This window comes from Macrococcus equipercicus (assembly GCF_004359525.2).
GTDB lineage: Bacteria > Bacillota > Bacilli > Staphylococcales > Staphylococcaceae > Macrococcus > Macrococcus equipercicus.
Window position 1 is genome coordinate 19707 of the sequence record NZ_SCWC02000008.1, and the last position, 12805, is coordinate 32511.

Below are 12805 nucleotides of genomic sequence, written 5' to 3' on the forward strand. Positions count from 1 at the left end.
ATCAAAAATTTTTTATTAAAGTATCTTAACAAATCCTGATGACTTTAAAATATAGTCGTTACTGATATAAAACTGATGAGCAATATTCCGTTCTTCACGATTTCCGCTATTTAAAGTGATAACTGTACAATGTTTTGTTTGAGAAAATTTTTCAGCTTCAATTAATAAACGGCTGCCAATACCTTTATTTCTATATTCAGAATCAATAATAAAAGCAAGTATTCTCATATAATTTCCATCTCTTTCAAAGAACATCATTCTGCACATTCCACAAAAGCCGATAATTCTTTGATTATGCTCTACAACTAATGCAAAATAATCTTTATGATTCATCAGTTTATCTAAACGTACTGAAAGCTCTTTATTAGTTGTTGGATATCCAAGTTCAGTAAATAATCGATCAAGTTTTCGTGAATCTGTAGTATTGAATTCTCTAATTGTTATTTCCATAGTATTCTTCCTTAATAAATTTAGTGTTTTTGTTAATTATCACAGTAGCATAAAATTTTTTATAGCGTTAATAACTTTTGTTAAAGTTAATGTACTAATAATTAGCTTTTGTAATATGAAAGCATTTAATTTATTTTGAGAATTTCTGTTTAAAGTAGAAAAACTAAATAATGAAAAGCCATACTAGACAGTTTTGAAATTTTAACTGACAGTCATCACTGCTCTATGTTAAAATAATAATTCAGAACTCAATATCCTCGTAGCTCAGCTGGTAGAGCAACTCCCTCCTAAGGAGTAGGTCGTGCGTTCGAATCGCATCGAGGGTTTCAGGCCTCTATAGTTAAGTGGTATAACCCATCAATGGTAATGATGAATCCTCAGTTCGATTCTGGGTGGAGGCATCGGTAATATAAATAAGACGCACTTTCCATCACCGGAAAGTGCGTCTTATTATTTATAACAGAATAGTCGCAAGTATCGGCACGATGACGACGACGATAATACCGAAAGTTCATGATTTATTAACAAATCAACCGTTCTGTAAATTCCGTAGCTTCAGCATTAAGAGTTCAAAGTGTTTGTTAATATCGTAATAGAGCCCGTTATGACAACTTTTCATTGCTATAATATAGGTGCTTCACAGAACCAATTAACAAAAAATAAATGATGAGGATGGACATGAAAAAATCAATCGCTCTTTTATTTTCTGTACTAATTGTTTCACCGTTTCTGACATCAGAAGCTGAAGTCACAAAACCATTAACGATAGCCCATCGCGGCGCCAGCTATGATGCTCCTGAACATACATTTGCGTCTTACGACCTTGCCATCAAGCAGCAGGCGGACGTGATTGAAATTGACCTGCAGCTGACTAAAGACGGCGAAGTGGTCGCGTTTCACGATGAAACGCTCGAGCGGACGACGGACGGCGCTGGACTGGTGCGTCATAAGACGCTCGCTGAACTGAAGACGCTTGATGCCGGCAGCTGGTTCAATAAGAAATATCCTGAACGGGCTAAAGCTGCGTATTCACATGAGAAGATCAGAACGCTCGATGAAATACTGGCACGCTACGCCGGCAGAGCGAAGCTGAATATTGAGATGAAAGTGCCGGAGAAGAACAAAGGCATGGAGCAGCAGGTCGCTCTGTCGCTGCAGCGGCACGGCATGCTGACGGCTGAGAACTTCAGCAATAGAACAGTCGTCGTGGAATCGTTCACGCCGGCTTCATTAAAGAAGCTGAAAACACTTGCACCCGGGCTGCCACTCAATCAGTCGATATGGAAAGGCGATGTCCGTAAGTTAGCACAGCCTGAACTGACAACAATTAAAACATATGCAGATTCTGTCTCGATCAATTATCAGGATGCCACTGCAGAAAATGTCAGACAATTGAAGCAGGCAGGCTTAATCGTCCGCTCCTATACAATCGATAATGAAAGAGATATGGAACGCCTATCGACATACGGCATCAGCGGCGTTTATACGAATCGGCCGAATGTCCATGTCATGATTACAAGTGATGGTTAACTGAACACAGAACCGAACGCCTCTATAACAGGCGTTATTTTTTTTATCAAAAATGTATAATGTAAATAAAGTGTAATGAATTGAGGGGGAGTAAGATGGAAACAATTTATATGGCAGGCGGCTGTCTCTGGGGCGTGCAGGCCTTTATTAAGACGATTCCGGGTGTAGTGAAGACAGAAGCGGGCAGAGCGAACGGCAGCAGCCGAACACTTGACGGAGACTATGACGGTTATGCGGAGTGCGTCAAAACCGTGTTTGATCCGGAAGTACTCTCACTTTATGAATTATTGGGCGAGTTCTTTCAGATCATTGATCCGTACAGTGTGGATAAGCAAGGCATCGATGTCGGCAGGAAGTATAGAACGGGCATCTACAGCGAAGACGATGATCATTTGGAGGCAGCGGCATCCTACATTACAGAGCGTCCAGATGCAAGCCGTATTAAAGTCGAAGTACTGCCGCTCATGAATTATATCCCGAGTGCGGAGGAACATCAGCATCATCTTGATAAGTTTCCGGACCATTACTGTCATATCCCGGTGGACTTAATGAACAAGCACCGTACCGGCAATTGACACTGACTCATCAACTCAATGATTATGATAATTATTCTCAATTATAATATATTATTCTCAATTAGATAATTTAATTGACTATTATTACTTATACAGATTATAATTATTATAAATAAGGGATGGTTATCTATACTCGATGAATGATAAGGAGTGATAGACATGTTTAACTATTTAATGAGATCAAGGCAGGGCCAGTTTCTGTTGATTGGTATTCTGTTCACTATACTAGGTTATATTTTATCCGGCATTAACATGCAGTTAAGCCGATTTCCGTTTTATATCGCTATATTCTTCTTAGGATTTTACGCGGCAAAGGAAGCAGTTGTTGAAACGATTCAGGCAAAATCACCGAACGTCGATCTGTTGATGATTCTTGCCGCGCTCGGCGCTGTCGTGATCAACTATGAGTCTGAAGGGGCGGTTCTGCTGTTAATATTCGCGGGAGCAGAAGCGCTGGAAGACTACGCGTCAAACAAATCAACGAATGCTATATCAGAACTGATGGCGCAAGTGCCGGATACCGCACACGTATTAAAAGCGAACGGTGAAATCATTAAAGTGCTGACTGATGAACTGCAAGTCGGAGATATAGTCGTTGTATCGAAAGGCGAGCAGATTCCGATTGACGGTATGATAGACCGCGCGGCGATGGTCAATGAATCAGCGCTGACAGGTGAAGCAGTTCCTGTCGAGAAAGAAAGCGGCGCAGAAGTATTTGCCGGAACAATCAATGAAGGCAACGTCTTCTATCTGCGGGTGAACAAATTAAGCAGTGAGACTGTGTTCTCAAATATTATCCGGATGGTTGAAGAAGCACAGAACAGACCATCGAAAGTATCGAAGTTCATCGACCGGATCGAAGCAAAGTATGTCATCGGTGTGCTGATTGCCGTACCAATCTTTATCTTTATTCTGTATTATTTCAATCATCTCGGCTTCCAGGAAGCGTTCTACCGAGGAATGGTGCTGCTGACAGTCGCAAGCCCATGTGCCTTAGTAGCATCCGCAACACCTGCTACGCTCAGTGCCATCAGTAACGGTGCGAAAAATGGTGTGCTGTTCAAAGGCGGTGCTGCCATGGAAGCACTCAGCAGAATGGACGTATTATACAGCGACAAAACAGGGACGCTGACGCTCGGCGAATTCCAAGTGACCGATTATGAGGTACCGGAAGATGTCTTAAAAGAAGTTGTCTATATGGAACAGCAATCCAGTCATCCGATTGCACAGGCTATCGTCACGGGGTTCAAAGAACTGAATCTCGATACGGTTGATCAGACACAGCCTGTTGAAGAGAAAACAGCTTCCGGCTTAGTTAAAGGTGCTATTAAAGTCGGTAAACCGTCAGCATTTGCCGGTTACCGGGATAACCATCACTATCAGGCAAAAGCAGCTGAAGGGAAGACGACTGTTCTCGTCAGCAAAGGTGATGACATCGTCGGTTATTTCTCACTTGCTGACCAGGTGCGTCAAGAATCGGTGTCAGCAGTATCGGGATTCCAGCAGCAGAATATCGATGTCATTCTACTTACCGGTGATAATGAACAGGTGGCTAAAAAGGTCGCTGATGAAGTCGGTATTACGCACTATATTCCGTCGTGTCTGCCGGAAGACAAAATTAACTATGTCACTGCCAGCCAGAAGAACAACAAGCTGGTTGGTATGATCGGTGATGGTATCAATGATGCGCCGGCATTAGCCAGTGCAGATATCGGTATCGCGATGGGCAGCGGTTCATCGGTCGCGATGGAATCAGCTGATGTCGTCATCGTGAAAAGTGATTTATTGAAATTACTCTATAGTTTTAACTTAAGCAGAAGATTGAACAGTAAAATTATGATGAACGTTGTATTTTCACTGTCAGTCATCGTCATTCTCGTCATACTGAATATTTTCGGCTTGCTCAGCCTGCCGACAGCCGTGCTGTTCCACGAAGGCTCGACGATACTTGTCATCCTGAACGGTCTGCTGCTGTTAAGACAGCGGAAAGAAGCAGTAGAGCGGCAATCTAGAGTAGCAGTAGATCACACTGTTAACTAAATGAAACCTTATTACAGCTTTTGCTGTGATAAGGTTTTTTGTTGCCGCCAGTTCATAAGAGCAGAATGAGTACTAAGTTTATGGTATAATTTTTATACTAATTAAACAGAAGGAGTATATAATGAGACAAATTTTAGGTCATCACCATGCATCAGGCATCACAAAGGATGCATCAGACAATTATCATTTTTATGCGGAGATTCTTGGGATGCGGCTTGTGAAGAAGACGGTCAATCAAGATAGCCCGGACATGTATCACTTGTTTTTCGGCGACCGTATTGGTAACGAAGGAACAGATATCACGTTCTTTGAAATACCGATGGCAGGGCGCACGTGGCGGGGGTCAGACAGCATCACGCGTATTTCACTGCGCGTACCGACTGACGCGGCCATCCATTATTTTAAGCAGCGCTTCGACGACTTTAATGTACCGTACAAAGAACCCGTGCGCATCAACTCACGGCTGACACTTGAATTCGAAGATTTTGATCAGCAGCGGCTCGCACTAGTCAGTGACGAGAACGAAGCGTATGTCCCGCACTATGAACCATGGGACAACAGTCCTGTGCCGACTGAATATCAGATTGCAGGGCTCGGTCCATTCCAGCTGGATGTCAGCGATATTGACAGCTTTGAAGAAATGCTGAAAAATGTATTCAGCTACCGCATAGCACGGTCATTTGTTCATCCGGGAACAGGTGACACGATACGTGTGTACAGCGTTAATAAAGGGGGCAGCAGCGATGAGCTTCACGTGAAACATAACATCAGTGAAAGAGAACGTCCGGGACGAGGAAGCATGCATCATATTGCACTGCAGGTTAAAGATGAAGCGGAGCTGGAAGAATGGCTGGGCTGGCTGCGTGAAAATGGGCTTATGACGTCACCGGTCATTGACCGCTTCTTCTTTAAGTCACTTTATATTACGACACCTGAACGGATTGTCATTGAGCTGGCAACGAACGGACCAGGATTTTTGGAGAATGAGCAGGAAGCAACTTTAGGTGAACAGTTATCACTGCCGCCGTTTTTAGAAGCAGATAGAGTGGAGATTGAAAGTAGATTAGCACCTATCCGGACGACAGGCGGGTCAGCTGATGAATGAACTGAATTTATTGTTACGCTTTAAACCATTAAAAGGTATAGAGGTGACTCAATGAATATTGCGATAGTAGGACTCGGTGTCATTGGTGGTACATTCGCGAAAGCCATTCGTAGTCATAATGAAGACCACCGTATTATGGCGATTGATACAAACTTAGAAACATTAAAACTGGCACAGGACGAGGGATTCATCGATCACGGGGAAACCGTGAATAAGACGGTGCTGCAGCAGGCGGACCTTGTTATATTTGCGCTCTATCCAGAAGTGATGAAAGAATATGTCCGCACGCATCAAAATGATTTCAAGGCAGGGGCGATTATCACTGACACAACAGGTGTCAAGCGTACTGTCATTGCTTCGATGGCTGACGTCATCCCTGAACAGGTCGATTTCATCTTCGGACACCCCATGGCCGGCCGAGAAAAGCGTGGATTTGAATATGCTGATGCAAGTGTCTTTGAAGGTGCTAATTATGTGATTACACCGACAGACCGTAATAAGCAGGAAAATATTGACTGGTTCAAAGACTTTCTGTCTCACTTAGGATTCAAACGGGTGACGATGACAGACGCCAATACACATGATGAGATGATTGCTCATACAAGTCAGCTGACCCATGCGATTGCGGTCGCCTTGATCAACAGTGATGACCGGTCGCATGAAACCATCCGCTTCATCGGTGACAGCTATCGTGACTTAACGCGCATTGCCAACATGAACGAAAAATTATGGCCCGAACTCTTCATGAATAACAAAGATCACTTAATCACCTATATCGAACGGTTTGAAGAAGCATTACGGGAACTGAAAACTGCGATACAGGACGACGATGCTCACAAGATGGAACAAATATTCAAGGAATCAACAGCCCGCCGGGTGAAATTGCAGGAATCGGATTTAAGAGTAAAATAGTTATGACATGCGCCTCTATTAAAAAGAGGGGCATTTTTTTAGATCGTCGCTCAGTTTTTGATTGTCATTTTATTTTTAATATGACATACTAATTAACAAATAGTATAACACATTAAATTTTGAGGTGATGAGTCGTGACTAAATATATTTATGCATTTGAAGAAGGCAGGCAATCAATGAAAGACCTGTTAGGCGGTAAAGGAGCCAATTTATCAGAGATGATGCGTCTAGGGCTGCCTGTGCCGAATGGTTTCACGATTACGACTGAAGCATGCATTGAATATTTGAAGCAGGGCGAGACGCTGTCAGACGAGCTGCTGGCAGAGCTCGAGACGCAGTTAAAGCGTCTGTCGGATACGACCGGCAAGGCTTTTTCTGCTGATGACAACTTACTGCTCGTCTCTGTCCGGAGCGGTGCGAAGATTTCGATGCCGGGTATGATGGACACGATTTTGAACTTAGGATTAAATGATGACAATGTGGAGAAGCTCGCTCGAAAGACAAATGATCCGCGTTTCGCGTATGACTGCTACCGTCGTCTGCTGCAGATGTTCGGTCAAGTCGTCTATAATATTCCGATGGCAGCGTTCGATGAGTACTTCAATGAGTTCAAGCAGGAGCACGGCTATACAAGTGACGCTGCTATTTCAGCGGACCATTTACAGACCATCTGCAGTCACTACAAGGAAGTCTATGTCGAAGAAGTGTATCAGGCGTTCCCGCAGAATCCGCTTAACCAGCTGCGTGCAGCGATCGAAGCGGTCTTCAAATCTTGGAATAACGACCGTGCCCGCGTGTACCGTGAGCTGAACGAGATTCCTCACGATATCGGCACTGCAGTGAACGTGCAGGAAATGGTGTTCGGTAACAGCGGTGACAAGAGCGGGACAGGTGTGGCATTCACGCGGAACCCGTCGACCGGTGAGAACGTATTGTACGGTGAATATTTACTGAATGCCCAAGGTGAAGATGTCGTTGCCGGTATCCGTACCCCGCAGAAAATCTCGACGTTAAACGACCAGATGCCGGATGTCTACCAGCAGTTCGTTGATGTCACAGAACGTCTAGAAGCACATTACAAAGATATGCAGGACATTGAGTTCACCATTGAAAACGAAAAATTATATATACTGCAGACCCGTAACGGGAAACGCACCGCAAAAGCCGCGATGAAAATTGCAGCTGATATGGTGGAGGACGGTGTATTATCGACAGCAGATGCGATAGCGAAAGTAGACGTGCGGTCAATCGACCAGCTGCTGCACCCGGCATTTCATCCGGCCGCACTGGCACATACTGAAACGATTTCAACGATCGGTCTGCCGGCGAGCCCCGGCGCTGCGACCGGCAAAGTTGTCTTCTCTGCCGCTGATGCGAAAGCCCAGGCCGCAGCTGGAGAAAAAGTCATATTGATGCGTCCTGAAACGTCTCCGGAAGATATCGAAGGGATGATTGCAGCGGAAGCCATTATTACAACACACGGTGGAATGACATCCCATGCGGCAGTCGTCGCCCGCGGCATGGGGAAATGCTGTGTGACGGGCTGTTCCGACTTGACAATCAACACTAAAGAAAAACGCGTCATTTATCCAGGCGGCACGATTGTTGAAGGAGATATCGTCTCAGTTGACGGTTCGACCGGCCGCGTCTATTTAGGTGAGCTTGAAACAGTGAGCGCAGAACACACGCCGGAATTTGAACAGTTCATGGAATGGGCGGCTGATGCCGGTCGGCTCAGCGTCCGCATGAATGCCGAGACAGAGGCGGATATTAAAGTCGGTTACGGCTTCAATGCTGCAGGGATCGGTTTAGTCCGTACTGAGCATATGTTCTTCGGCGCAGAACGCCTGGTTGAAATGCGCCGTTTTATTCTGTCATCTACGCAGGACGAGCGGCAGCAGGCACTGGACACCATCTTAAAATATCAGACAGAAGATTTTGAAGCGATCTTCAAATTATCCGGAGACCGGCCGACGATTGTCCGGCTGCTTGATCCACCGCTGCATGAGTTCCTGCCGCATTCAGCAGAAGAGATCGAGACAGTCGCTGCACAGCTTGGACTGTCCTCTGACAAGCTGACAGAACGCATGAAAGAACTGCAGGAAGTCAACCCGATGCTCGGCCACCGCGGCTGCCGCCTTGCCATCACGTATCCAGAACTGTATGAAATGCAGGCAGAGGCAATCATCAGCAGTGTTATCCGACTGAAATCACAGGGTATAGAGTGTCAACCGGAAATTATGATTCCGCTTGTTGCGACGGTGAAAGAATTCACTGAGCTGAAAGCAGTGATTCACAACAAAGTACAGGCACTTGAAGCAGCAGAAAATACATCTGTCAGCTACTTGATAGGAACAATGATCGAAACGCCGCGCGCGTGCCTGATTGCAGGACAGCTCGCTGAAGAATGTGATTTCTTCAGTTTCGGGACGAATGATTTAACGCAGCTGACATACGGCTTCTCCCGCGATGATGCCGGTAAATTCATCGGTGAATATATCGACCGCGGCATTCTTGAAGTTGACCCGTTCCAGACGCTGGACGTTGCGGGTATCGGTCAGCTGATCAAGCTGACTGTCGAGCAGGCGAAAGCCGTGAAACCAGCCATTAAGATCGGTGTGTGCGGGGAACTGGGCGGCGATGCGAAGTCTATTCAGTTCTTCAATCAACTGGCCGTTGATTACGTGTCATGTTCTCCGTTCCGTGTACCAGGAGCAGTGCTTGCGGCAGCACAGAGTCAAGTAGCAGCACAGTAGGAGGTCTTGATTTGAACGACCACGAACTAACGATATTTGTCGTCTCGGATTCTATCGGCGAGACAGCGCAGCGCATGATTCATGCGACACTCACCCAGTTTCCGATGCTTGATTCTGTCGTCATTAAGAAGTTCCCTTTTATGAAGGATAAGGAACAGTTCCAGAACATACTGGAGCTCGCCAAAAGCAGCAATGCGATATTAGTGACGACACTTGTTGACCAGGAGCTGAATCAGCTGGGCCTTAAGTTTGCAGCAGACTACGGCATTCCTTATGTTGACTATTTGTCAGGGCTGATCCATATTATTCAGCAGCAGACGAACGTCGAACCGTTATTAGAAAGCGGGGCGCTGCGGAGGCTCGACAGCACATATTTCAAACGGATTGAAGCGATGGAATATTCGGTGAAGTACGATGACGGTAAGAACTTCAATGATTTAAGCGAAGCAGATGCAGTGATTGTCGGTGTGTCACGGACATCAAAGACACCGCTCAGCATGTATCTTGCCAACAAAGGCTATAAAATAGCGAACATCCCGCTTGTGCCGGAAGTACCGCTGCCGGAAGCGCTGTTCAAGCAGCACTTGAAAGTATTCGGTCTTACGGCAGGTCCGAACTATATTATGAATATTAGAACGGAACGGGTGAAGATATTGGGGCTGCAGGGGCCGGCTGACTACAATAACTTACAGCGTATTAAAGAAGAGCTGATATACGCAGAAGAAGTGTTTGAACGGCTGAACGCGATAGTGATCAATACAGAATACAAGTCGATTGAAGAATCAGCCTTTTATATTGAGAAGTATTTAAACCGTTCTTAGACGACCAGCGGAAACATAGCAGATGCTATGTTTCTTTTTTTTAGTAACTGCTACATATCGAGGGCGAGTATGTTACTATACATAAGTAAGTTTTTGAAGCGATTACATTAGGAGGACTAAAATAGATGAATAATAGCTCTGAACTCAAAAAGAGCATTGGCTTCTTTCCGGCACTGGCATTGGTGATGGGGACAGTCATCGGTTCAGGTGTGTTTTTTAAAGTATCGAATATTACAGAAGTGACAGGAAGTGCAGGACTGACACTGCTTGTCTGGCTGATCGGCGGCATTATTACTATATGCGCAGGACTCACAGCAGCGGAACTCGCTGCAGCTATCCCGGAGACGGGCGGCCTGACGACGTATTTAGAATATACTTACGGCAAGTTCTGGGGCTTCTTATCCGGCTGGGCACAGGCGTTCATTTACTTCCCGGCCAATGTCGCGGCCCAGGCCATCGTCTTTGCGACGCAGGTGATCAATCTGTTCCATCTGGCACCGACATTGTTGATTCCTATCGCTTTTGTCGCGGCGCTATCCATTTACTTGATCAACATACTCGGCTCTAAAGCGGGCGGTATTCTGCAGTCGGTGACATTAGTGATCAAACTGATTCCGCTCATTTTAATCATTGTGTTCGGACTGATGCAGTCAGGGGACGTTCAGTTCTCATTATTCCCCGCTGCAGGCGCGAACAGCGGGCTGTTCACCGCCATCGGTGCCGGCTTGCTGGCGACAATGTTCGCTTATGACGGCTGGATTCATGTCGGCAATATTGCCGGGGAAATGAAGAATCCGAAGAAAGATTTACCGGCAGCGATTACAATCGGTCTTGGACTGGTCATGGCAATCTACTTGCTGATCAATGCTGCATTTTTACTGACATTTCCGATCAGCGGACTCGCTGGCAATTTGAATGCCGCTACTGATACGGCGGTTAAGTTGTTCGGAGAAGCGGGCGGCAAGTTAATCACAATCGGCATTCTGATCTCTGTGTACGGCGCATTGAACGGCTATACAATGACTGGCATGCGTGTGCCTTATGCGATGGCGGAGAAAAGTATGCTGCCATGGAGTAAGCAGTTTATGAGTCTCACTAAAGCAGGCGCGCCGTGGTTCAGCGGTCTCATTCAGCTGATGATTGCGATGATTATGGTATCACTCGGTGCCTTCGACTCGATTACTAATATGCTGGTCTTTGTTATCTGGCTCTTCTACTGCATGGCGTTTGTCGCAGTGTTTATACTGCGCAGACGGGAACCACGTATGGAGCGCCCTTACAAAGTGCCGCTCTATCCAGTCATTCCAGGGATTTCACTAGTCGCAGGCGTTTATGTCATGATCAATACACTAGTCACACAGCCGGTTCTTGCTATTATAGGAATCGCTGTGACATTAATCGGTATACCGGTGTACTATTATAAGAAGAACTGACAAGACTGCATAAAAAATACGGCTGCCTTCCGCGGAAAGCAGCCGTATTTTTTGTGAGATAAAGTAAGTGCTATAACGCAGCAATGAAGCTGTTGATGTCTTCTTCTTTAGTCGACCAGCTCGTACAGATTCTGACTGCTTTTCTGCCGTCACCTGCTTCCTCCCATACATAGAAGGAGTAATGGTCATGCAGTTCTTTAATTTTGTCATCTTCTAATATCGGGAAGATTTGATTCGTCGGTGAATCATATTTGAGCGCAATGCCTTTGTCCTTGAACGCGGCAAGCAGCAGTTCAGCCATACGGATAGCGTGATTTGAGACGTCAAAGTACAGGTTATCTTCAAACAGCACTTTGAACTGCAGCCCGAGGAAGCGGCCTTTAGCGAGCATACCACCGCGCTGCTTCATAATATAGCGGAAATCTTCTTTAATATAGTCATGACTGATGACGATCGCTTCACCGAACATCGCGCCGACTTTTGTGCCACCGATATAGAATATATCTGTTAATGTCGTCAGGTCATGCAATGTCACATCGTTGGTTTTAGCAGCCATGCCGTAGCCAAGACGGGCACCATCGACCATTAAATAAAGGTTTTTAGCAAGGCAGACGTCTCTGATTGCCTGCAGTTCAGCTTTTGTATAAAGTGTGCCGAGCTCAGTCGGCTGAGACAGATAGACGAGCTTCGGCTGCGGAATATGTTCATGGGTCGGGTCATCCCAGTGATTCTGCACATAGCTTGCGATCTGGTCGGCATTGATTTTACCTTCTGTATTCTGCAGCTCCAGCACTTTATGGCCGGTCGATTCAATCGCACCTGTTTCATGGACAGCGATATGGCCGGAGTCCGCTGCCAGCACAGCTTGGTGCGGCCGCAAAATCGCAGAGATAATCGTTGTGTTGGCCTGCGTGCCGCCGACCATAAAATGAACATCGACGTCCTCATTGGCACAATGTCTTTTAATATGCTCAGCTGCAAGCCTGCAGTACTCATCCTCGCCGTAACCCGGCAGCTGCACTGTATTGGTCTTGACGAGTTCCTCAAGTATGAAAGGGTGCGCGCCCTCTGTATAATCATTATCAAATCTAATCATGTCATTCACTCATTTCCTAAAAGGTAGTTTGCTGTTATGATTATATTATCATAAGATTCTGTATTTGATGATGCTGTTAAGCTGGAC

At 45.7% G+C, this 12805-nt stretch carries 10 protein-coding genes and 2 tRNA genes; 10 read left to right on the forward strand and 2 right to left on the reverse strand.

Features of this window, described 5'->3' with window-relative positions; all coding sequences use genetic code 11:
- Positions 1-15: 15 nt before the first annotated feature.
- Positions 16-450 carry a GNAT family N-acetyltransferase gene (locus tag ERX35_RS09405; protein WP_149459648.1) on the reverse strand — a complete coding sequence of 145 codons (435 nt, stop codon included), beginning with the start codon at positions 448-450 and terminating at the stop codon, positions 16-18.
- 253 nt (positions 451-703) lie between these two features.
- On the opposite strand from ERX35_RS09405, the gene ERX35_RS09410 reads away from it, so the two are divergent.
- The 10 genes from ERX35_RS09410 (at position 704) to ERX35_RS09455 (ending at position 11622) form a co-directional block, all read left to right on the forward strand.
- Positions 704-776 (forward strand) — tRNA-Arg (locus ERX35_RS09410).
- Between the two features lie 4 nt (positions 777-780).
- Positions 781-851: transfer RNA gene (locus ERX35_RS09415), tRNA-Thr, on the forward strand.
- A 277-nt stretch (positions 852-1128) separates the two neighbouring features.
- Positions 1129-1980 carry a glycerophosphodiester phosphodiesterase gene (locus ERX35_RS09420; protein ID WP_170234604.1) on the forward strand — a complete coding sequence of 284 codons (852 nt, stop codon included), beginning with the start codon at positions 1129-1131 and terminating at the stop codon, positions 1978-1980.
- Between the two features lie 95 nt (positions 1981-2075).
- Positions 2076-2555: a peptide-methionine (S)-S-oxide reductase gene (locus ERX35_RS09425; RefSeq protein WP_149459650.1), complete on the forward strand. Its 480-nt coding sequence runs from the start codon at positions 2076-2078 to the stop codon at positions 2553-2555.
- A 159-nt stretch (positions 2556-2714) separates the two neighbouring features.
- On the forward strand, positions 2715-4595 hold the full coding sequence (locus ERX35_RS09430) for a heavy metal translocating P-type ATPase (RefSeq protein ID WP_149459651.1): 1881 nt from the start codon (positions 2715-2717) through the stop codon (positions 4593-4595).
- Positions 4596-4716: 121 nt separating this feature from the next.
- Entirely contained in the window at positions 4717-5700 is a 984-nt protein-coding gene (locus ERX35_RS09435; protein ID WP_149459652.1) for a VOC family protein, read from the forward strand.
- A 51-nt stretch (positions 5701-5751) separates the two neighbouring features.
- Entirely contained in the window at positions 5752-6612 is an 861-nt protein-coding gene (locus ERX35_RS09440; protein ID WP_149459653.1) for a prephenate dehydrogenase, read from the forward strand.
- A 134-nt stretch (positions 6613-6746) separates the two neighbouring features.
- On the forward strand, positions 6747-9368 hold the full coding sequence (gene ppdK / locus ERX35_RS09445; RefSeq protein WP_149459654.1) for a pyruvate, phosphate dikinase: 2622 nt from the start codon (positions 6747-6749) through the stop codon (positions 9366-9368).
- An 11-nt stretch (positions 9369-9379) separates the two neighbouring features.
- The gene (locus ERX35_RS09450) at positions 9380-10189 is read left to right on the forward strand and encodes a pyruvate, water dikinase regulatory protein (RefSeq protein WP_246143152.1); all 810 of its coding nucleotides are present in this window, start codon (positions 9380-9382) and stop codon (positions 10187-10189) included.
- Between the two features lie 125 nt (positions 10190-10314).
- Complete coding sequence (locus tag ERX35_RS09455; protein ID WP_149459656.1) at positions 10315-11622, forward strand: APC family permease; 1308 nt, start codon at positions 10315-10317, stop codon at positions 11620-11622.
- Between the two features lie 70 nt (positions 11623-11692).
- Here the strand turns inward: ERX35_RS09455 and ERX35_RS09460 are convergent, their stop codons facing one another.
- Entirely contained in the window at positions 11693-12718 is a 1026-nt protein-coding gene (locus tag ERX35_RS09460) for a threonine aldolase family protein (RefSeq protein WP_149459657.1), read from the reverse strand.
- Between the last annotated feature and the right edge of the window lie 87 nt (positions 12719-12805).

Coding starts and splice junctions, on each gene's coding strand:
- ERX35_RS09420 (WP_170234604.1), top strand. CDS start 1,129: ATGAAAAAATCAATCGCTCTTTTATTTTCTGTACTAATTGTTTCACCG.
- ERX35_RS09440 (WP_149459653.1), top strand. CDS start 5,752: ATGAATATTGCGATAGTAGGACTCGGTGTCATTGGTGGTACATTCGCG.
- ERX35_RS09430 (WP_149459651.1), top strand. CDS start 2,715: ATGTTTAACTATTTAATGAGATCAAGGCAGGGCCAGTTTCTGTTGATT.
- ERX35_RS09405 (WP_149459648.1), bottom strand. CDS start 450: ATGGAAATAACAATTAGAGAATTCAATACTACAGATTCACGAAAACTT.
- ERX35_RS09435 (WP_149459652.1), top strand. CDS start 4,717: ATGAGACAAATTTTAGGTCATCACCATGCATCAGGCATCACAAAGGAT.
- ERX35_RS09425 (WP_149459650.1), top strand. CDS start 2,076: ATGGAAACAATTTATATGGCAGGCGGCTGTCTCTGGGGCGTGCAGGCC.
- ERX35_RS09455 (WP_149459656.1), top strand. CDS start 10,315: ATGAATAATAGCTCTGAACTCAAAAAGAGCATTGGCTTCTTTCCGGCA.
- ERX35_RS09460 (WP_149459657.1), bottom strand. CDS start 12,718: ATGATTAGATTTGATAATGATTATACAGAGGGCGCGCACCCTTTCATA.